The sequence below is a fragment of the Aquabacterium parvum genome (genome assembly GCF_001447195.1).
In the GTDB taxonomy this organism is placed as follows: Bacteria; Pseudomonadota; Gammaproteobacteria; order Burkholderiales; family Burkholderiaceae_C; genus Aquabacterium; species Aquabacterium parvum.
In genome coordinates, this window is the sequence record NZ_LFRI01000084.1 from 64219 (window position 1) to 85258 (window position 21040).

At 64.5% G+C, this 21040-nt stretch carries 19 protein-coding genes; 2 read left to right on the top strand and 17 right to left on the bottom strand.

Going from position 1 to position 21040, the window contains the following annotated elements:
• Nucleotides 1-80: 80 nt before the first annotated feature.
• The 14 genes from hflX to ABG80_RS02480 all read right to left on the bottom strand — a co-directional run bounded on the left by hflX (nucleotide 81) and on the right by ABG80_RS02480 (nucleotide 15397).
• Nucleotides 81-1334 (bottom strand): GTPase HflX, encoded by a 1254-nt coding sequence (gene hflX / locus ABG80_RS02415; RefSeq protein ID WP_083505737.1) that lies wholly within the window; start codon nucleotides 1332-1334, stop codon nucleotides 81-83.
• 44 nt (nucleotides 1335-1378) lie between these two features.
• On the bottom strand, nucleotides 1379-1618 hold the full coding sequence (gene hfq / locus ABG80_RS02420; RefSeq protein ID WP_058086182.1) for an RNA chaperone Hfq: 240 nt from the start codon (nucleotides 1616-1618) through the stop codon (nucleotides 1379-1381).
• Nucleotides 1619-1696: 78 nt separating this feature from the next.
• Complete coding sequence (der, locus tag ABG80_RS02425) at nucleotides 1697-3034, bottom strand: ribosome biogenesis GTPase Der (protein WP_058086183.1); 1338 nt, start codon at nucleotides 3032-3034, stop codon at nucleotides 1697-1699.
• Nucleotides 3035-3119: 85 nt separating this feature from the next.
• Nucleotides 3120-4268, bottom strand: a complete 1149-nt coding sequence (locus ABG80_RS02430; protein WP_058086184.1) for a PQQ-binding-like beta-propeller repeat protein — start codon at nucleotides 4266-4268, stop codon at nucleotides 3120-3122.
• Nucleotides 4269-4301: 33 nt separating this feature from the next.
• Nucleotides 4302-4994: a YfgM family protein gene (locus tag ABG80_RS02435; protein ID WP_058086185.1), complete on the bottom strand. Its 693-nt coding sequence runs from the start codon at nucleotides 4992-4994 to the stop codon at nucleotides 4302-4304.
• A gap of 38 nt (nucleotides 4995-5032) precedes the next feature.
• On the bottom strand, nucleotides 5033-6325 hold the full coding sequence (gene hisS, locus ABG80_RS02440) for a histidine--tRNA ligase (RefSeq protein ID WP_058086186.1): 1293 nt from the start codon (nucleotides 6323-6325) through the stop codon (nucleotides 5033-5035).
• A 45-nt stretch (nucleotides 6326-6370) separates the two neighbouring features.
• Nucleotides 6371-7642, bottom strand: a complete 1272-nt coding sequence (gene ispG / locus ABG80_RS02445; RefSeq protein ID WP_200964241.1) for a flavodoxin-dependent (E)-4-hydroxy-3-methylbut-2-enyl-diphosphate synthase — start codon at nucleotides 7640-7642, stop codon at nucleotides 6371-6373.
• The gene (locus ABG80_RS02450) at nucleotides 7639-8634 is read right to left on the bottom strand and encodes a helix-turn-helix domain-containing protein (protein ID WP_058086187.1); all 996 of its coding nucleotides are present in this window, start codon (nucleotides 8632-8634) and stop codon (nucleotides 7639-7641) included. The genes ispG and ABG80_RS02450 overlap by 4 nt, the downstream gene beginning before the upstream one ends.
• The gene (gene pilW, locus ABG80_RS02455) at nucleotides 8627-9451 is read right to left on the bottom strand and encodes a type IV pilus biogenesis/stability protein PilW (protein WP_083505738.1); all 825 of its coding nucleotides are present in this window, start codon (nucleotides 9449-9451) and stop codon (nucleotides 8627-8629) included. The genes ABG80_RS02450 and pilW overlap by 8 nt, the downstream gene beginning before the upstream one ends.
• Before the next feature lie 54 nt (nucleotides 9452-9505).
• A complete protein-coding gene (gene rlmN, locus ABG80_RS02460) occupies nucleotides 9506-10651 on the bottom strand; it encodes a 23S rRNA (adenine(2503)-C(2))-methyltransferase RlmN (RefSeq protein ID WP_058086189.1) in 1146 nt (381 codons plus the stop codon).
• Nucleotides 10652-10695: 44 nt separating this feature from the next.
• On the bottom strand, nucleotides 10696-11121 hold the full coding sequence (ndk, locus tag ABG80_RS02465; RefSeq protein ID WP_058086190.1) for a nucleoside-diphosphate kinase: 426 nt from the start codon (nucleotides 11119-11121) through the stop codon (nucleotides 10696-10698).
• A 110-nt stretch (nucleotides 11122-11231) separates the two neighbouring features.
• Complete coding sequence (gene rluB, locus ABG80_RS02470) at nucleotides 11232-13307, bottom strand: 23S rRNA pseudouridine(2605) synthase RluB (RefSeq protein WP_058086191.1); 2076 nt, start codon at nucleotides 13305-13307, stop codon at nucleotides 11232-11234.
• Nucleotides 13304-13948: an SMC-Scp complex subunit ScpB gene (gene scpB, locus ABG80_RS02475; protein ID WP_058086192.1), complete on the bottom strand. Its 645-nt coding sequence runs from the start codon at nucleotides 13946-13948 to the stop codon at nucleotides 13304-13306. The genes rluB and scpB overlap by 4 nt, the downstream gene beginning before the upstream one ends.
• Before the next feature lie 339 nt (nucleotides 13949-14287).
• A complete protein-coding gene (locus ABG80_RS02480) occupies nucleotides 14288-15397 on the bottom strand; it encodes an RluA family pseudouridine synthase (RefSeq protein ID WP_083505739.1) in 1110 nt (369 codons plus the stop codon).
• A 120-nt stretch (nucleotides 15398-15517) separates the two neighbouring features.
• On the opposite strand from ABG80_RS02480, the gene ABG80_RS02485 reads away from it, so the two are divergent.
• Nucleotides 15518-16342, top strand: a complete 825-nt coding sequence (locus ABG80_RS02485; protein ID WP_058086267.1) for an outer membrane protein assembly factor BamD — start codon at nucleotides 15518-15520, stop codon at nucleotides 16340-16342.
• On the opposite strand, the gene aceK is transcribed toward ABG80_RS02485, so the two are convergent.
• Entirely contained in the window at nucleotides 16343-18238 is a 1896-nt protein-coding gene (gene aceK / locus ABG80_RS02490) for a bifunctional isocitrate dehydrogenase kinase/phosphatase (RefSeq protein WP_083505757.1), read from the bottom strand.
• Nucleotides 18239-18243: 5 nt separating this feature from the next.
• A complete protein-coding gene (gene can, locus ABG80_RS02495) occupies nucleotides 18244-18942 on the bottom strand; it encodes a carbonate dehydratase (protein ID WP_058086193.1) in 699 nt (232 codons plus the stop codon).
• Between the two features lie 67 nt (nucleotides 18943-19009).
• Here can and ABG80_RS02500 point away from each other — a divergent pair, with 67 nt between their 5' ends.
• On the top strand, nucleotides 19010-20098 hold the full coding sequence (locus ABG80_RS02500; RefSeq protein ID WP_058086194.1) for an MBL fold metallo-hydrolase: 1089 nt from the start codon (nucleotides 19010-19012) through the stop codon (nucleotides 20096-20098).
• Nucleotides 20099-20140: 42 nt separating this feature from the next.
• On the opposite strand, the gene ABG80_RS02505 is transcribed toward ABG80_RS02500, so the two are convergent.
• The gene (locus ABG80_RS02505; protein WP_058086195.1) at nucleotides 20141-21040 is read right to left on the bottom strand and encodes a M48 family metallopeptidase; all 900 of its coding nucleotides are present in this window, start codon (nucleotides 21038-21040) and stop codon (nucleotides 20141-20143) included.

Consider the following 21040-nt stretch of genomic DNA (forward strand, 5'->3'; position numbering starts at 1 on the left):
CGCTGCCACCGTCAGGCGGACCGAAGCGGGAGAACCGGAGCGACTGGCGGGCGATTGGCCCTCATCGATGGCATGCATGTTCATGTTCGGACAGATTGAGAGGAAAGAGGGTCGTCGCCCGATGGCGGCGCCTCGTCGAGCGCATTGTGCATGTCGAATCGGGGATCGGACGCTTGAAGTGTGCGGCAATCACCAAACAGGCTGCCGGTGGCGGCTTGCGCGAGCACCTCGCGCAACACGTCCAGGCCCTGGCCCCTCAGGGCGCTGACAAAAATGCGCTCGCATCGACGGCCGTCAGGCAATTCGTACAGGTCGCGGGCATGACGGGGTTGCTGGTGCTCTGGCAAGGCGTCGCACTTGTTGAACACCAGGACCTGAGGCAGTTGACCCGCCCCGATGCTGTCCAGCACACGCAGCACCTCGTCGATCTGCTCGTGCAAAACGGGAGAGGCTGCGTCCACCACGTGCAAAAGCACGTCGGCCTCTGCGGCTTCCTGCAGCGTGGCCTCGAAGGACTCGACCAGGCTGTGTGGCAGGTCGCGGATGAAGCCAACGGTGTCAGAGAGCGTGACGCTGCGCTGGGCCTGCGCCAGAAACATCTGGCGGGTGGTGGTGTCCAGCGTGGCGAACAGCTGGTCGGCCGCGTACGTGCCGGCCTTGGTCAATGCATTGAACAAAGTCGACTTGCCGGCGTTGGTGTAGCCCACCAACGAGACGCGGAAGGTTTCGGCGCGTTCACGCGATCGGCGCTGGGTGTTGCGCTGCCGCTTGACCTTGGCCAATCGCTCTTTGAGCGACTTGATCTTCTGGTCGATCATGCGCCGGTCGAGCTCGATCTGGGTTTCGCCCGGGCCACCACGGTGCCCCACGCCGCCACGCTGACGCTCCAGGTGACTCCAGCGGCGCACCAGACGAGTCGAGAGGTACTGCAGGCGAGCGAGCTCGACTTGCAGCTTGCCTTCGTGGCTGCGGGCTCGTGCGCCAAAGATCTCAAGGATGAGGCCCGTTCGGTCAAGCACCTCGACACCCAGGTGGCGCTCAAGGTTGCGCTGCTGGGCTGGCGACAGCGCCTGATCAAAGATAACGCCGTGGGCCTGGTAGAGGGTGACGATCGACTTGATCTCGTCGGCCTTGCCTGAGCCGACAAAAAAAGCGGCATCGGGTGCACGGCGCTTGGCCGTGACTTTGGCGACGGGGACATCCCCAGCCGACTCAGCAAGCAAAGCCAGCTCGTCCAGCGTGGGGTCGAAAGGATGTGAGGGACCGAAGTCCACCCCGACCAGGACAACACGAGGATCGCCTGAGACGGGGATTTCGGGGGCAGGCGCTGGCAAGTTCGACGCTGAAAGAAAATTCAGGCAGATGCAGCAAACGCCGCTCAGCCTTCCTCGCCTTCGTTGGCGTGGAAGTTCACCGCGCGGCCAGGCACAACGGTGGAGATCGCGTGCTTGTAGACCATCTGGGTGACGGTGTTGCGAAGCAGGACCACGTACTGGTCAAACGATTCGATGTGACCCTGCAGCTTGATGCCGTTCACCAAATAGATGGAGACCGGCACGTGCTCGCGGCGCAGCAGGTTCAGAAACGGGTCTTGTAGGAGTTGCCCTTTGTTGCTCACGATATGCTCCGTGTTGGAAAATAAAAAGAATCAGGGCTTACCTTAACACAGTCCGTGCCGAGCGCGCGCCCCAACCCATCACTCCTTCTCGTTGAAGGGGTTCTGTGAAGATTTCATTTCGATGCGCAAAGGCGTTCCGCTGAGCTTGAAGTGCTCTCGGAAGCGGCTCTCCAGGAAGCGCTTGTAGGCATCTGAGACGTGCTCCAGCGAGTTGCCGTGGATGACGATGACCGGCGGGTTCTGTCCGCCCTGGTGGGCGTAGCGCAACTTGGGCCGGAAGCTGCCTGCACGCTTGGGCTGCTGGAACTGAACGGCTTCGGCCAGCAGGCGGGTGAGCACCGGGGTGGGCATTTTGCGCGTGGCCGAGGCGTAGGCATCGGCAATGGCCTTCCACAGGGGCCCCAGGCCTTGGCGCTTGATGGCGGAGATGTGGTAGACGGGCGCGAATTTCAGGAACGACAGTCTGTGTTCGATGGAGCGCTGCAGCATCTCGCGCTGGTAGCTGTCGATCGCATCCCACTTGTTGACGGCGATGACCACAGCGCGGCCCGACTCCAGGATGAAGCCGGCGATGTGGGCATCCTGCTCGGTCACGCCTTGCGTGGCGTCGACCAGCAACAGCACGACGTTGGCGTCCGAGATGGCTTGCAAGGTCTTGACCACCGAAAACTTTTCGATGGCCTCAAAAACCTTGCCCTTGCGGCGCAGGCCAGCCGTGTCGATGAGCTCGAACCGGCGACCGTCGCGCTCGAAAGGCACGGTGATGGCATCACGGGTGGTGCCCGGCATGTCGAAGGCCACCAGTCGCTCCTCGCCCAACCATGTGTTGATCAGGGTGGACTTGCCCACGTTGGGGCGGCCGGCAACGGCCAGGCGGATGGGGCGATCTTCTTCGGGGGTTTCGTCTTCGTCTTCATCGGGATCGATGAAGTCCTCCAGCGCCAACTCGATCAGGCTGCGAATGCCCTGACCGTGCGCCGCTGACACGGCCATCGGCTCACCCAGGCCCAGTTCGTAGAACTCGGCCAGCAAGGGGGAGTCCTGCATGCCCTCGGCCTTGTTGGCCACCAGCAGCACCTTCTTGTTGGTGGTGCGCAGGTAGTTGGCGATGTCGTGGTCCTGGGCTGACAGGCCGTTGCGCAGGTCGACGACGAAGATCACGGCATCGGACTCTGTGACAGCCTGGCGCGTCTGCTTGGCCATCTCCTTGAAGATGCCTTCTTTGCATTCGGGCTCGAAGCCGCCGGTGTCGATGGCAATGAAGGCGTGGCTGCCCAGGCGCCCTTCGCCGTAATGGCGGTCGCGGGTGAGGCCGGCGAAATCGGCAACGATGGCGTCGCGGCTTTTGGTCAGTCGATTGAACAGGGTCGACTTGCCGACATTGGGACGACCGACCAGTGCAATGACAGGTTTCATGAACGTCAGACGCCGGCGGTCAGCCGGCGCTCCTTGAGCGGGCGCCAGATACCGGGCGCCCGGGCGGTGCCGATCAGCGTCGGCGTCAGTTGATGCGCAAGGCCGAGACCGTGCCCTTGCGGGTGAGCACCAGCAGCACGTCACCGGAGGCCACCGGCGGAGCGGCCAGCGGGCTGTCGAGCTCGATGCGACCCAGGGTGCGGCCATCGGCCTTGGACAGAAAATGAACGTAGTCCTTGGCATCGCCAACGACGATCCGTTCGCCCCAGATGACGGGCGTGCCCAGCCCTCGGTGGACAAATCGATCGACACGCCAGAGGAAGTCGCCGTTGTCGGCCTTCCAGGCGGTCAAGCGATCGGCGCCATCTGCGCCCACGACGGTGCGCAGGTCAGCGGCAACGCCTTGCGTGCCAGCTTGCGGACGGCTCCAGCGCACGCTGCCGCGGTTGAGTTCGAGGCAGGCGACTGAGAACTGGAAGACCCGCACGCAGGCTTCGTCATCGACACGGGCCAAGGGCCCCACCAAGTCGGCCAGGCGTTCGACTTCGTTGCTGCCGCGCGGGGTGCCCACGTTCACGTCGAAACGGGGCGTGCCTTTGAGCGGGTCGAGGCCAACCAGGCGATTGCCCTGCCCGACCAGCAAGGTGTCACGGAACGGCTGGATCAGGAGGCGCGCGCCCAATGCGAGCGGCTCGGAGCCAGGCCGTTGGTAAGACCAGAGCCAGCGGCCGTCGAGCACATCGTATGCACGCACGCTGCGGTCAACCGCCTGCAGGAACACGCGCTCGCCCGCCACCACAGGGGCCGTCATGACCCGACCGGGCTGCCGCTCTTGCCAGAGCAGCTTGCCTTGGTCAAAAACCTGAAGCTCGTTGGCATCTGTCACGACGGCAGCGTAGCGTCCGTCAAAACCGGCGGCAGCGGAGACATTGCCCTTGACCTGGGCCCGCCAGGCCTCGCGGCCGCTGGATGCATCGAGCACCACCAGGTTGCCATCGGCGCTCGCAACGGCCACCCGCCCACCGGCAAGCGCCAGCGTGGCGGTGGGCCCCACCTCGCCAATGCGGGCGGACCAGGCGATCGTGGCACGCGCCGAGGCGGACTGAGCATCCAGAGACTCCAGCGGGGCTGGCACGGGTTTGCTGGATCCACAGGCCGTCAAAGCGCCGAGCAGGGCCAGCGCGGCGAAATGACTGAGAAGGCGGATGGGGAGGGTCACGTTGCGGCGATCCATGAGTGAGGCTTCGCAAGAAACGCTGAGTCGCGATCAGCGCGCAGCGGGAGCGGTGGGCAAGGCAGGCGCACCGGGCGTTTTCAAGGGCTCCGGAGGAGCACCCAGCACGGTCAGCTTGCCTTCGATGAATCGGCGGTACTCGACCGTCGGCTCCAAGCCCTTCCAGGCAACCTGAAAGGCTTCGATGGCTTCCTTGTTCTTGCCCTGCGCCAGGAACACGTCGCCACGCCGGTCGGCCACCAAGGCGGCGTACTCGTCGGGCACCTTGGCGCCAAGCGTCTTGAGCGCATCGTCGAACTGCTTGGCGTCGAGCTGCATGCCCGCCAGGCGCAAGCGAGCCACGGCGACCAGGCCTTCGTTCTTGCCGGAATCAACCAACCACTGCAGGGTGGCGCGGGCTTCATCGGCCTTGCCCGCATCGGCCTCCACCTTGGCTGCCAGCAAGGCGCCCTGCTCTGCCGCGGTCGTTCCAGCGTAATGCGACTTGAGGTCTCCAAAGGCCTGGCGGACGCGATCGGCATTGCGCTCCACGGCAGCCTTGTCGAGTTCGTCGTACAGGCCGGTGGCGCCTTGCGAGCGCTTTTGCTGCCAGTACAGGTAACCGGTCCAGGCCGCGTAGGCGCCCAGCACCAGCACCAGAGTCCAGGTGATCAGGTTGCCGTACTGCTTCCAGAAGTGCTTGACCTGGTCAAGTTGTTCCTGCTGTTCGAGGTCGAAGGTGGCCATGTTGTGTCGTCGGATGGAATCTCGGGATTATGACCGGCTCAGCGGGCTTGCAAGGTGTCAGCCCAATCGGCCACAGCGGCCAGCTGGCGCAGCACCTGCTCACCACCTTCGCGCAGTGGCTTGACGGACACCTCGCCACGGGCAACCTCATCGGAGCCGAACACCAGGGCAAAGCGCGCGCCGCTGGCGTCGGCCTTCTTGAACTGCGACTTGGGGCTGGCGGGGCCTTCTTTGCCCGCGGGGTTGAGCACAACGCTGACGCCGGCCGTGCGCAGGCCTTCAAGAGCCACCATCACCGGGGCCAGGGGCACGCCGGGGAAGACGACGGCGAAGGCGTCAGGCGTGGCTGGGGCCGGCAGCGTGCCGACCTCTTCGAGCAGCAGCAGCAGGCGCTCCATGCCCAAACCCCAGCCCACAGCTGGATTGGGCTTGCCGCCGAGTTGCTCGATCAGGCCGTCGTAGCGGCCACCGCCGCAGACGGTGCCTTGCGAGCCCAGGCGGGTCGTGACCCACTCGAAGACCGTCAGGTTGTAGTAGTCCATGCCGCGCACCAGGCGCGTGTTGACTTCGTAGGGCACGCCGGCCGCGTCCAACACGGCCTTGACCGAGTTGAAGTGCGCCAGCGAGGCGTCACCCAGGAAATCGATCAACTTGGGGGCCGCTTCGACCACGGGCTGCATGGCCGGGTTCTTGGTGTCGAGGATGCGCAGCGGGTTGGTGTGCAGGCGGCGCTTGGCCTCCTCGTCCAACAAATCGGCGTGGGCTTCGAGGTGCGCGATCAGGGCCTGGCGATGAGCCTGGCGCTCTTCGGGCTGGCCCAGGCTGTTGAGCTGCAGGGTGACGTCTTCACCCACCTTCAGGCCCAGGTCACGCCACAGGGCCGCCGTCATCAAGATGAGTTCGGCGTCGACATCGGGGCCGGCAAAACCCAGCACCTCGGCACCCACCTGGTGGAACTGGCGATAGCGACCCTTTTGCGGGCGCTCGTGGCGGAACATGGGGCCGATGTAGTACAGGCGCTTGCCGCCTTCGTACAAAAAGCTGTGCTCGTTGATGGCGCGCACCGCGCCCGCCGTGCCTTCGGGGCGCAGCGTGAGCTTGTCGCCGTTGAGGCTGTCTTCGAAGGAGTACATCTCCTTCTCGACGATGTCGGTGACCTCGCCCAGGCCGCGCACGAACAAGGCCGTGGGCTCGACGATGGGCGTGCGCATGTTCTGAAAGCCATAGCGGCGCATCAGCTGACGCACCTTGTCTTCCAGCCACTCCCAGCGCGCCGATTCCGGCGGCAGGATGTCGTTCATGCCTTTGATGGCTTTGAGCTGTTCGGCCATGTCTGGGAAATGCTTCTTGTCGTTGTTCTTGTGGGGATCGCGGGTTCAGGCCGAATGGGTCTGGCCGAACCGGCGCTCGATGTAGTTCTGCACGATCTCGTGGAACTCTTGCGCGATGCGGTCACCGCGCAGGGTCATGGCCTTCTCACCGTCGATGAAGACGGGTGCGGCGGGCGACTCGCCATTGCCGGGCAGGCTGATGCCGATGTCGGCATGCTTGCTTTCACCGGGGCCGTTGACGATGCAGCCCATGACGGCCACCTTGAGGTTCTCGACGCCTGGGTACTGCTTGCGCCAGACCGGCATCTGCGCGCGCAGGTGATCGTCGATCTGCTTGGCCAGCTCCTGAAAAGTGGTGCTGGTCGTGCGACCACAGCCGGGGCAGGCGGTGACGCTGGGCACGAAGGCGCGCAGGCCCAGCGCTTGCAAAATTTCCAAGGCGACGACCACCTCCTGCGTGCGGGCCTCACCCGGCTGCGGTGTGAGCGAGACGCGGATGGTGTCGCCGATGCCTTCTTGCAGCAGGATGGACAGGGCCGCGGCCGAGGCCACCGTGCCCTTGGCACCCATGCCGGCTTCGGTCAGGCCCAGGTGCAGCGGGAAGTCGCAGCGCGCGGCCAGCCCGCGGTAGACGCTGACGAGGTCCTGCACGCCGCTGACCTTGCACGAGAGGATGACCTGCTCGGGCTTCATGCCCAGCTCGACAGCCAGGTTGGCCGACTGCAGCGCAGAGCTGATCAGCGACTGGTACATGACCTGCTTGGCATCCCACGGTTCGTCGCTGCGGGCGTTTTCGTCCATCAGCGAGGCCAGCAGCTCCTGGTCGAGGCTGCCCCAGTTCACGCCGATTCGCACGGGCTTGTCGAAACGCATGGCGGCTTCGATCATCTGTGCGAACTGGCGGTCCTTCTTGTCGCCCTTGCCCACGTTGCCTGGGTTGATGCGGTACTTGGACAAGGCCTCGGCGCAAGCCGGGTGATCGGTCAGCAGGCGGTGGCCGTTGTAGTGGAAATCGCCCACCAGCGGCACGTCGATGCCCATGCGGTCGAGCTGCTCGCGGATGTGCGGCACGGCCTTGGCGGCTTCTTCGTTGTTGACGGTGATGCGAACCAGTTCGGAGCCAGCCAGGGCCAACTCCTTGACCTGGATGGCCGTGCCGATGACATCGACCGTGTCGGTGTTGGTCATCGACTGCACGCGCACAGGCGCGTCACCGCCGATGGTGATCACACGAGAGCCCCAGACCACACGGGCCTGGCGGGAGCGGCGCGCGGCCGGTTGAGCCACGTCGATGAGGGTGCAGTTCGCCAGCGTCATTTCAGTTCAAGGCGGGCCACGTTATTGCGGGTAAAAGGTGTCAGGTCAACCGGCTGTCCACGCATGGAAACCTTCACGCCTCCAGCATGGCCAATGCGCATGCGCCAGGGAGACACCCCGCCCATGGCCATCGACTCACCTGCGCGAACAATGCGCGACAGGCGCGTGTTGCCCGAGCCGTCGATGACCTCGACCCACGAGTCTTCCGTCACGGACAAGTACACCGGGCCATCTGTGGCGGAGACCGTTGGCTGAGCGATCGAGGTCGAAGTTTGGGCCTGCGCAGGAACGGATGCCGCCAGCGCAGGCAATGAGCTTGTGGCCGGCGTCACGATGCCGACCGCAGATGCCTCGCTCGCGGGCTGCTCGGCCGAAGCTTGCGAAGCCGCAGGCGCAGCCGACGCTGCAGGGTCCAGCACCAGGGCATCCGACGCAGCCGGCTGGGACAAGACGCCATCCGCTGTTTGCTCTGGGGCCGATGCCTGCGAGTCGGCGCCGACAGGATGGCTCGCACCCTGCCAGCGGGGCCACTCGAACGACTCGGGCAACGAGTAGATGACCGCAGCCGCCAGCAGCAGCAGCATTGGCGCCAGCCATTGTGGGCGCAGCAAGCGCGACCAACCTCCAGCACCGCCACCTTCGAACATCTTGGGCGCCAGTCGCGTTTCCTTGAACGGCTGATTCAGAGCAGGCTTGTCTCCAGCCAAGGGTGCCACGCGGGCGGCCGGCAACCCAGCCAGCACCGCTGTCGGATCGATTTTGAGGACGCGGCACACCGTCTGGGCCAGTGCGCGCGCGAAGCTGGCATCCGGCAATTGGTCGAGGCGCCCCTCCTCGAGAGCCGCCAATTTGGCCGGCGTGACTTTGAGCGTTGCAGCCAAGTGATCAAGGCTCAAGCCCTGAGCCTCGCGGGCAGCACGCAAGACCTCACCCGGCGCGCGTGCACTGGCGTCCGGAACGCTCAAGCCAAAGGGCGACGGGCTCTCACTCATCGAATCGCCCCAGTTCCAGTGCCGTGGCCTCGCGGGTGCCGGTGAAGCGGCGGCGCAACTGCTCGGCCAGGTCGTCGCGACCGTTGAAGTTGCCAAGGCGGTGCTCCACCCTCGCGGCCAACCAAAGTGACTCCGCCGTCACCTGGGAGGGAACGTTGTTGACGCGGCGGATGTAGAAGCGTGCTCGATCGAGTTCACCTTCCTTCAGCAACACAGACGCCAGGTTGAAGGCCGTTGCCGGGCTGCTCGGGTCGAGCTCGTAAGCCTGCAGCAAGGTGATTTCGGCGGCCTTCAGGTCGCCGGCGCGCTGCTGGCAGACGCCGCGGGCCAGCAAGGTCTTGGAGCCAAGTCCGGACTGCGGCAGCGCAGCCGCACGCGCGAACAAGGCATCCGCGGCCTGGTACTGCCCACGACGACACAGCGACCAGGCGTTGTTGTGAAGCACGCTACCGTTGTTCGGGTCCACGGCCAGGGCTTGACGGAAGCTCTCATCGGCACGGGTGGCATCGCCCATCGCGTCATAAATCAGAGCCCGCATCTCATGCGCGGCTGGCAGGCGCGGGTCGATGGCGATGGCTTGCTTGAGCTCATCCAGGGCGGTGGTGAACTGCCCCTGGCTGTAGTAGGTGGACGCCAGCTCCAGTCGGATGCGTGCACGGCGACGCAGATCGCCCTCATCGGATGCGGTGACGATGTCCTGGCCATCGCGGGGCGCTGCGGGCATCTGGCCAGCGCAACCATGCAGCCCCAGCAAGCTCATCAGCAGCAGACAGGCGGACAGGCCATTGGCCCTCCACACTGAACTCGTCTTCGTCATGCAGCGGTCTCCTTCAGGACGCACAGTTTAGGCGCGAGCGAGGCTGGCCGCGGCTCATCGCCCCTGGGGTTTGTTGGGGGACGAAGACACGGCAACGGGATGCACCACGACAGGCTGGCGCAACATGCGCTGCTCTGCGCGCGTGCGGTCCTGCACCTCGCCGGCCAGCTGGCCGCACGCCGCATCGATGTCGTCACCACGGGTTTTGCGGACGGTGGTAACGATGCCGGCATCGGCCAGGATGCGCGCAAAAGCCTGCACACGCTCGTTTTTGGAACGATGCAGCCCGGACGCCGGGAACGGGTTGAAAGGGATCAGGTTGAACTTGCAATGCAAGCGATCGCGCACCAGGGCGATCAGTTCACGTGCGTGCTCGTCGCTGTCGTTGACGCCGTCGAGCATGCAGTATTCAAAGGTGATGAAATCGCGCGGCGCATCCGCCAGGTAGCCTTTGCAGGCAGCCAGCAATTCATCAATGGGGTACTTGCGATTCAGCGGCACAAGCTGATCGCGCAGGGCATCGTTGGATGCGTGCAAGGAAACGGCCAGAGCCACCGGGCAATCGCGCTGCAGGCGCTCGATCATCGGCACCACACCCGAGGTGGAGACCGTGACACGGCGACGCGACAGGCCATAGCCGTGGTCGTCCAGCATGGTCTTCAAGGCTGGAACCAACGCTGCGTAGTTTTGCAGCGGCTCGCCCATGCCCATCATGACGACGTTGCTGATGACACGTTCGGTGGTGTTGAAGCGCTTGCGCAGCGTGTGTTCCGCGAACCAGAGCTGGGCAATGATTTCCCCCGTGCTCAGGTTGCGGCTGAAACCCTGGTGCCCGGTCGAGCAGAAACGACAACCCACGGCGCAACCGGCCTGGGAAGACACGCACAAGGTGCCACGGTCATCTTCCGGGATGAAGACGCTTTCGACCGCGTTGCCCTGCCCGACATCGAAGAGCCACTTGACGGTGCCGTCGGACGACACGTGCTCGCTGATGACGCTCAGGCTTTCAATGACGGCCTTGCCCTGCAACTTGCCGCGCAGGGACTTGGCGAGGTCAGACATCTGATCGAAATCGGATGCGCCTTTTTGATGGATCCAGCGGAACAGCTGGGTGGCGCGAAAGCGCTTTTCACCCAGTTGTTCGCAGAACGCCGCCAGGCCGTCCAGGTCGAAATCAAGCAGGTTGACACGATCGGTCATGGGAACCACTCGATGACAGGACAGCGGGCGGGCGTTGCAACCGCTCAGCGGCTGTAGACGTTCAGGCCGGGGAAGAAGAAGGCGACTTCGACGGCGGCGGTTTCGGCGGCGTCGGAGCCGTGCACTGCGTTGGCGTCGATCGACTCGGCGAAGTCAGCGCGGATGGTGCCAGCCGCAGCCTTCTTGGGGTCGGTGGCGCCCATCAGGTCGCGGTTCTTCAGGATGGCGCCTTCGCCTTCGAGCACTTGCACGAACACGGGGCCGGAGATCATGAAGTCGACCAGGTCCTTGAAGAAAGGACGCTCCTTGTGGACAGCGTAGAACTGCTCGGCTTCAGCGCGCGACAGTTGCACCAGCTTGGCAGCGGCGACCTTCAGGCCGGCGCCTTCGAAGCGGGCGATGATTTGGCCGATGACATTCTTGGCAACGGCGTCGGGCTTGATGATCGAGAGGGTGCGTTCGATGGCCATGGTTTCTCCAGGTTCAACTGATAAGGGCAAAACCCTAGATTGTACTGCTCGAATGCGTCAATCACAGGCGCGCAGCCCATGATCCACGCACCCGACCTGCGGGTGTGCGATCAACGGCGACCGCGACGACCACCGCCGCCGCCACCGCCCCGGTTGCCGCGACCACCACCGAAATAGGCATCGGCCCCGATGTAGCCCACGGAAGTCTGCATGGGGTCAGGCTGACGCGGACCCTTTTGCTGCTTGCCACCGCCCTGCTGGCCACCCTGATCCTGGTCAGGGCGACCAAAACCGGAGGTGATGCGCTTGGAGCCGCTCTTGACAAAACGGCGATCGAAGGTCTGCTCCAGCGGGTTGGGGATGGGCCCGAAATGATCGTCTTCGTCGTGATCGTGCGGCCCCTGTGGCGCGCGGTCGGCCCCGTGACTGCGCGGAGGGCGCTGCCCTTGTTGATGACCACCTTGGGGGCCCTGCCCCTGCTGAGGACGGCCACCCTGGTTGTTGGCGTGCTGCCCGTTGCCACGGCCTTGCTTGCCGCCACGCTGGCCCTGCTGCCCCTGCTGATGTTGGCCACCTTGCTGCCCACCACGCTGGCCTTGCTGACTCTTGTGCTGACCCTGACCCTGCTGCCCCTGGGGCTTGCCCCTGCCGTTGCCACCGCGGTCCTGATCTTGACGGTCCATGCCGGCAAGCGACTTCACGGCACGCACATCCGACTCGCCAAGCTCAGCCCAAACACCACGGCGCAAGCCATGCGGCAACACGATGGCACCGTATCGAACGCGAATCAGGCGATTGACGGTCAAACCAACGGCGTCGAACAGCTTGCGAACTTCGCGATTGCGCCCTTCGGTGATGACGACTCGATACCACTGGTTGACGCCCTCACCTTGGCTCTTGCTGATGGACACGAAAGAGGCCGCTTGACCTTCGATCTCCACCCCGGTGAGCAGGCGCTCGCGCGAAGGCTCGTCCAAGGTGCCCAGCACGCGCACAGCGTACTCGCGCTCCACGCCGAAGCGGGGGTGCATGAGCTGGTTGGCCAGCTCGCCCGAGTTGGTGAACAGCAGAAGACCTTCGGTGTTGAGGTCCAGGCGGCCCACCGACATCCACTTGCCGTTTTGCAAGCGAGGCAGGCGACGGAACACCGTCGGGCGGCCTTGTGGATCGTCGTGGGTGACGACCTCGCCCACCGGTTTGTGGTAGGCCAGGATGCGGGCCGCTGGCGGCGCAATGCGCACCTTGATCGGCTTGCCAGCCACCTTGACGCGGTCGCCATGCGAAATACGCTGACCGACGTGAGCGACTTGATCGTTGACCTCGATGCGCCCCTCTTCGATCATCTTTTCGATGTCGCGGCGCGAACCCACCCCCGACTGGGCCAACACCTTTTGGAGCTTGGGGGCATCCGGCTCTGGGCGCAGAACGCGTTTGTAAGGACCGGACGGGTCGGCTTCAACGCCCTCCGCCTCTTCCTCGTGCGCCTGGTCGAATTCGCCCGACAGCAACTCTGCAAACACCTCGCTGGCCTGCTGCTCGGCCATGGCCGCGCGGCGATTCAGGCGCAATTCCGTTCCGTCGTCTTCGCCTTCGGCAAGCGCCGCCTCACCCTCACCCGAATCAGCACCCTCGCCAGCTTGCTGGATGCCACCGTCCAGGCGCGGGCCGCGATCGCGATCCCGGTTGCGACGGCGGCGATCACCACGACCCGAGCGGCTCTCGCGGTCTTCACGCCCTTCGGCGCCACCCTCGTCGGAACCCGAGACGCCCACCGGAGCGTCGCCCGCCACGTCATCACGGATCGAGACAAGCGCAGACTCCGACGCCACCTCGGGGGGCAAGGCGTCCTGCGCCGACTCACCCGCTGGCACTCCGGAAACCTCCTCGACCGCCTTGCGGCGAGGGGCGCGTTTGCGCGCCGGAGCAGCCGGCTCCTTTGCCACCAACTGGTCGCTCGGAGCCGCTTCAGCGGTGTCGGGCACTTCTGCGTCAGCCTTGCGACGCCGAGGCGCGCGCTTGGGCGACTCGGCATCACCGACAGGCACCGCTGCTGCGGCGACTTGCTCAGGGGTCGCCTCAGCGACCTCCGCAGCCTTGGTGCGGCGTGCACGTTTGGGTTTGACCGCCTCTTCAGAGGCGGGTGCGCTGTCTTGTGCGTCAGGCATGGGCAGGGAGTCGGTGGTCATGGGGAGGGGGAAAAGGGTTCGATGGTGTCAGGAGGCGCCAACTCGCTGGCGGCGACCTCCACAGAGGCAGGGGCGGACTCGGACTCGGGGTCCAGACCGGGCAGCAGGGCCTGACTGACCGGCAGACCGTCCAGCGTCGGCAACTGAGCCAGGGAGGACAGGCCCATGTCGTCCAGGAACTGGCGGGTGGTCGCGAACAGCGCGGGACGCCCCGGCGCATCGCGATGCCCGATGACCTCGACCCAGCCTCGGTCTTCGAGTTGCTTGACGATGTGCGAGCTCACCGTCACACCACGGATGTCTTCGATGTCGCCCCGGGTCACGGGTTGCTTGTAGGCAACGATGGCCAGCGTCTCGAGCGTGGCCCGCGAGTACTTCGGCGGTTTTTCGGGAGTCAGGCGATCCAGGTGAGCCTGGACGTCCGGGCGGGTTTGAAAACGCCAGCCGGTTCCCACCTCGACCAATTCAACCCCGCGCCCCGACCATTGCTCACGGATGCCCCCCAACATGGCCAGCACACCATCGGCGGAGACCGTGTCGTCGAAAAGCTGCCGCATCTCGCGCAGCGACATGGGCTGGTGCGAGCACAGGAGCGCGGCTTCAAGGATGCGTATCGCATCCGGCGTTTCAAGGATGTCCATCTTTGCGATGTGAACTGCCGACCGCATCGCGGCGGCCTCAGGGCAGCATTGGGCTGTGCCACAGCACGCTGGAGCAACCACTTGTTCAGCTTTGCGCAAAAGAGCGCAAAACGGGCAAGCCGATGGCAAAGCGCTGTTTGAGTTCGGCCGCTCAACGGCCTGCGATCAAATCAAAATCAGGGGGTGCCTGGTAGGCGAATGGCGGGCGACCCTCGCTGACGCAACCTGCGTCTGCCGGATTGGCCCGTCCGACACAGCAGGCAAATCAGCCATGTCATGACAGGAACCTGTCGTGGTTGAACCACTATACACCAGTTTGAGATCTAGCTTGCGAGCCCGTCATTTCGGCGCGCCCTCGAGCTCAGCCCAGGCGGCGGCCATGTCAGCTGGCAACGGCGCTTCGAATTGCATGGCTTGACCGGTATGGGGGTGAGCGAAACCCAGGCGCGCGGCGTGCAAAGCCTGCCGGGCCATCCCGAGCAAAGGGGCGCCGCCGTAAAGCGTGTCGGCCACCAACGGGTGGCGGCGACTGCTCAGGTGCACCCGAATCTGGTGCGTGCGGCCGGTGTGCAGCGTGCACAACACACCGCTGACCCATCGCGCAGGGCGGTCGTCATCGTGCCGCCCAGCCAGCACAGGCTGAACCTGCCCACACAGGAGCCGCTGCACATCGGTTCGAGCTGGCTTGCCGGAAGGCACCACCGCCATGCGCACGCGGGTGACCGGGTCGCGACCGATCGACGAAGCAATGCTCACCGCTTCGGGCACCTGGCCGTGCGCCAGCGCCAGGTACTGGCGTTTGACATCACGCGCCGCGATGGCGCGGCTCAGTGCCGTCACGGCCTCCAGCGTCTTGCCCACCACCATGAGGCCGCTGGTGTCCTTGTCCAGCCGGTGCACGATCCCCGCCCTAGGCAGGCTCGAAGCTTGTGCGTGGTGCGCCAGCAGGCCGTTCATCAGCGTGCCCGACCAGTTCCCCGCCGCTGGATGAACCACCAGGCCAGCAGGCTTGTCGACCACCAGCAAGTGCTCGTCCTCGAAAACGATGGGCAAAGCCATGGCCTCGGCAACGAAGGCCTGGCTCTGGGCCGTGGCCCTGAGGACGATGTCGACGACCTGCCCTTGCGCAACCTTGCGTGAAGCCGACGTGACCACTTGGCCCGCCACCTGCACCGCCCCTGCCTCGATCAGACCCTTGAGGTGGCTGCGGGAATAGGCGGGAATGCAACCGCTCAACCAGGCATCCAGGCGCTGCCCATGGGATTCGGCAGCCACCCGGAGTTGCCTGCTACCCGTCGGCTGCGGCTCATCGGCGAGTTGATTCTGCGGGGCCCCACCCTCCTCTGATTCCTCTTCGTCATCAAGGATGTCGTCACCCAGGTCAATACCCGACTCGGTCTGAGACGGGCCCCTGGAGGCAACGGAGGATGCGGAACGACGTCGAGACATGGAGAGCGTGGGCGACTAGCTTCTATACTGCGCACTCTGGCGCTGCAAGGCGGGATTGAAGGCGGCACAAACCGCCCCTGACACAACGTGAAACTGCTCAAGACCAACCCGAAGACCCCGATGACCGAATCCTCTCGAGGCTTGCTGGCCGCCTTCCTGGCGATGTGCATGAGCGTGATGTTGGTGGCCTGTGGCTCGACGCCCCAGGACGAGTTCGCCAACATCGCATCCGACAAATTGTACGCAGACGCCAAGGACGACGCAGCCGAAGGCAACTTCGAGCTGGCGATCAAGAAGCTTGAAAAGGTCGAAGCCCGAGCTTCTGGCACCCTTTTGTCTCAACAAGCCCAGATCGACCTGGCCTATGCCTACTTCCGCACTGGAGAGAAGGCGCAGGCTCTGGCCAAGCTCGAGCGGTTCATCCGGTTGCACCCCACCAGCCCGGCGCTGGACTACGCTTTTTACCTGCAAGGTTTGGTGAACTTCAACGAGAACCTGGGCCTGTTCGGCAAGCTGTCTCGGCAGGACCTGGCCGAGCGAGACCAGCAAGCCTCGCGCGATGCCTACGAGTCGTTCAAGCAGGTGGTCGAGCGCTTCCCGCAATCGCGCTACGCCGAAGACGCGCGCCTGCGCATGAACCACGTGGTGAACTCGCTGGCCGCAGGCGAGGTCCACGTTGCCCGCTACTACCTGCGCCGTGGCGCCTACCTGGCTGCGGCCAACCGCGCCCAGCAGGCCGTCAAGGAATACAGCCAGTCGCCTGCGGTAGAGGAAGGCCTTTTCATCATGGCGCAGGCTTACGACAAGCTGGGCCTGGTGCCATTGCGTGACGACACCTTGCGGGTGCTGCGCCAGAGCTTCCCGAACAGCGAGTTCCTGTCCGCAGGCATGGCCGGAGGCATCACCTCCGACAAATCCAAAAAGCCCTGGTGGCAGCTGTGGTGATCAGTCACCGGATCCGGCATCACCACTGGTGAAGCCGGTGAGCCGCCCCTGATCGTGCACCTTCGGACCAAGCGGCTGCACCTCCACTGGCTCTTCGACCGGTGCGATCTCGGCAGAGCCTTCCAGAGCGAGGTTCGGCTGGATCTGGTGAATGAATCGGCGGGAGCGGTCGTACGGGAAGACGTCGTGCACGTAGCCAGCCTGGATGCGCTCCTTGCGCTCTTGCCAGAATCCGGGGTCCAGCAAATCCGCGTGGTGCTGCATGAAGATGTGCCTGACGCGCGGATCGCCCAGCAGGAATGGCCCAAAAGTCTCCGGGAACACATCGTGCGGGCCGACCGAGTACCAGATCTCGCCTGACATCTCTTCCTCTTCGTTGCGCGGCTCGGGCACCTTGCGGAAGTTGCAGTCGGTGACGTACTCGATCTCGTCGTAGTCGTAGAACACGACCTTGCCGTTGCGCGTGACGCCGAAGTTCTTCCACAGCATGTCGCCAGGGAAGATGTTGGCAGCCACCAGGTCCTTCAAAGCATTGCCGTACTCGATGACGGCATGCTCGAGCGACTCGCCTTCGGCTTCCTGGATGTAGATGTTGAGCGGCACCATGCGGCGCTCGATGTAGAGGTGCTTGAGGATCAGCACCTGGCCGTCCTCGTCTTCTTCCATCACGCTGGGCGCGAACTTCTTGAGCTCTTCGATCAACTCGTCGTCGAAGCGATTGCGCGGGAAGGCCACGTTGGTGAACTCCAGCGAGTCGGCCATGCGCCCCACGCGGTCGTGGTGTTTCACGAGCAGGTACTTGCTCATGATGCCTTCGCGGGTGGTTTCCTTCTGCGGAGGGAAGTAGTCCTTGATGACCTTGAAGACGAAGGGGTAGGACGGCAGGTCGAACACCAGCATCACCATGCCCTTGATACCCGGCGCGATGCGGAACTTGTCGCTGGAGTGGCGCAGGTGGAAGAGGAAGTCGCGGTAGAACAGGTTCTTGCCGTGCTTTTGCAGACCGATGGCGCTGTACAGCTCCCCACGGGGCTTGCGCGGCATCAGCGTGCGCAGGAACTGCACGTAGGCCGATGGCACCGGCATGTAGACCATGAAGTAGGCGCGCGCGAAGCTGAACAATGCCAGCAGGTCGTCTTCGCCGAAGAGCGCCGCATCGATGTAGAGGCGGCTCTTGGAGTTATGCAGGATGGGGATGGCAAATGGCAGGCTGCGGAAACCGTTGACCACCTTGCCCACGATGTAGGCCCCCTTGTTGCGGAAGAACAGGGAGTTGAGGACCTGAATCTGGAAATTGGTGCGCAGGCGCACGGAGCCAACCTGCTCAAGCAAGGCCTCGTAGACGAAGCCGATGTCTCGGTCTAGGTCGTCGAAAGCGAGTTCGAGCTCATAGCTCTCGACGATGGTCTTGAGCATCTGGCGCAGGTTTTCGCGCGTGGGGTAGTAAGCGCGGAAGGTGCCGCCAGTGCCCTCGTCTTCGTCGTCGATGTACTCGGTGGACACCGCTGGTCGCACGAAGATGAAGTCGTTGCGGTAGTACTTGCGGTGCAGGATCTTGATGGTGACCGAGTTGAAGAAGGTCTCGGCCAGCTCCGGTTGCTTGTGACCGGTCAGCAGACCGATGTAGAACAGCTTGATCTGGTGCCAGACCTCCATGGGCAAGGTGCTGGCGCCAAAGTCCTGCTCCAGCCGCTCGACCGACTCCTCCACACGCAGGTCGTAGAACTCGATGCGAACGCGCTGCGCGGTTTGCTGCCCGTGCCAGTCGGCCTCCTCGAAACGCTTCTTGGCCTGGGCCGTGGTCTCGGAGAAGATCTTGTAGTGGCGATCGAAGCCATCCAGCAGGGCGCGAGCGATCTCGAAGACCCGGGAGTCGGTGAGTTGTTGCGGGAACATCGTCATCAGCGTGACTCGGTGGGGGTGGCAGGTACGATCTGCGTGTGGCGTTGCTGCAGGCTGGACAGTGCTTTATCAAACACGGCCTGCACCTGATCTGAGGATGCAACGGTCATGCGCAAATCGTTGATCAGACCATTATGCAAGCCGTATACCCAGCCATGGATGACCACCTCCTGTCCTCGCTGCCAGGCGTCCTGCACCACGGTGGTTTCACAAACGTTTCGGCATTGCGCCAGCACGTTGAGCTCACACAGGGCGTTGAGCCTCGCTGGCCCATCCGGCACAGTTTGCAGCCACTCCTGGTGTGAGTTGCGAACATCTTTGACGTGGCGCAACCAGTTGTCGGCCAAACCAATGCGGATGTCGTTCATGGCGGCGTTGACGCCGCTGCAGCCATAGTGACCCACGACCATGATGTGCTTGACCTTGAGCGAGTCGATGGCGAACTCCATCACCGACAGGCAGTTGAGGTCGGTGTGCACGACCACGTTGGCCACGTTGCGGTGCACGAACAGCTCGCCTGGCAGCAAGCCACAGATTTCGTTGGCCGGCACGCGGCTGTCGCTGCAGCCAATCCAGAGGTATTGAGGCGACTGCTGCTTCTGCAGGCGGCTGAAAAAACCCGGGGTGCGCTGCTCGATGTCTCGGGCCCAGGCACGGTTGCTGTCGAAAAGATGGGGAAGGGAATGCTGATCGCTCATGACCCGCAGTGTAGACAAGCCTGCGGGTGAGGCAAGCTGACCGCGACGCCGGGGCACAATCGACCGAATGAGCCTGAGCAACCACCTGCCCCCGACTGACGCCCCGATCGCCTACCCCTGGGGCGACACCCTGCCGCCAACAGGCGAGCTGATGACGCTTCGCCCGGGACTGCAATGGCTGCGCATGCCCCTGCCCTTCGCGCTCAACCACATCAACCTGTGGGTGCTGGACGATGCGGTGCCCGGACAATCGGGCTGGATGGTGGTGGACGCGGGCATCGCCTCCGAGCCGATCCGCCAGGCTTGGCAGGCGCTGTGGCAAGGCCCGCTGGCCAGCGCTCCTCTGCGGCGCATGCTGGTGACCCACATGCACCCCGACCACGTGGGCAATGCGGACTGGTTGATCGAGCAGTTCAGCGCACCAGGCCAGCCCGCGCGCCTTTGGATGAGCGCCACCGATCACCTGGCAGCCTTGCAGGCTTGCGAGGCCACCTCCTCCCAAGGCGGAGAGCGCGCGGCCATCTTTTTTGCCAGCCACGGCCTGCACCGCGCAGAAGATCTCGCCAAGATCCGGGAGCGCAACGGCTACTACCGCGCCCTGGTGCCCAAGGTGCCGCGTGCGCACCACCGGTTGATCAACGGCATGCAGATCGACATCGGGGATCGGCGCTGGCGATGCATAGCCGGATACGGACACAGCCCGGAGCACATCGCGTTGCACAGCGAGCGCGATGGGTTGCTGATTTCGGGCGACATGCTGCTGCCATCGATTTCAACCAACATCAGCGTCTACGAGATGGAGCCCGAGGGCGACCCACTGGGCTTGTTCCTCGACTCGATCAAAGAGATGCTGGCGCTGCCTGCCGACACCCTGGCATTGCCCTCACACGGGCGCCCTTTCACGGGCATCCATGCGCGCATCCGTCAGCTTGAGCGGCACCACGAGGACCGCCTGGCAGAGGTGATGCAAGCCTGCACGCAAGCCCCCTCCTCGGCTGCAGACATGTTGCCGGTGCTGTTCAAACGCCCACTCGATCTGCACCAGACCACCTTCGCCATGGGCGAGGCAATCGCTCACCTCAACCACCTGTGGCACCGAGGGGAGCTCAGCCGAAAACAGGACCAGGCGGGCGTCTGGCGCTTTGCAGCGCGCTGAAGCAGCGCACGCACGGGCGCACAGCCCGGCGGCCCGGCTCGATCACTCGGGTATGACCACCCGACGCAGGTGATCGCGTGCGGGCTCGTACTCCGGCAGGATGGAGCGCACCACATCCCAGAAAGCGGGGCTGTGATTCATCTCGCGCAGGTGGGCCAGCTCGTGCGCCACGACGTAGTCGATGATGTCCAGGCTGAAGTGCATCAGCCGCCAGTGCAGGCGGATGGAGCCGTCGGCGCTGGCGCTGCCCCAGCGCGTGCGCGCAGACGACAGGCTCACACGCTTGACGACCACACCCAGCTTGCGAGCGTAGTGCTCCGCGCGTTCGGCAAACAGCATCCGGGCTTCACGCTGCAGCCACGCCTCGGCGGCATCGCGGATCTGCGTGCCCACCGCATCGTGAGGCAGGCCCAATCTGAGCGTGTGGCGGCAGGGCGCGGCATCGAGCGACGCGGGCTGAAAGCGCGCCCCGGTTTGCGTCGGATCGAGGATGACGGTGACCGGCTCACCCATGAAGGGCAGTTGGCAGCCGGCTCTCCAGTCGATCTGCGCCGACACCTGGCGGCGTGCGCGCTCCCGTTGGTCAACCAGCTTGTTGCAGATCCAGCGCTCTTTGGCACGCAAGGCGACCTCGATGTCCGCCCAGGACACCCAGCTGGGTGCCCGCACAGACAAGCCCTCGTCGCTGACGACCATGCCAATGCTGCGCCGCTGCACTCGGGTGCATTCATAACCCACCAGGGCTTTGCCCAGGCGAATTTCACGCACCGCGCGAGGGTGGCGAAACACCGGCAAGCTGCCAAGCAGGGCCGCCTCTGGCACGCTGGCGCGGGCTTCGGCACAGTGGTTGGCGGCCTGGTGGCCCAATCGGTCTGAGTCGCCTGCGAGCCCCTCGGCGGGCGCCTCGTCATCCCAGAGCTGCAACTGCTGCGCAGCGGGCAT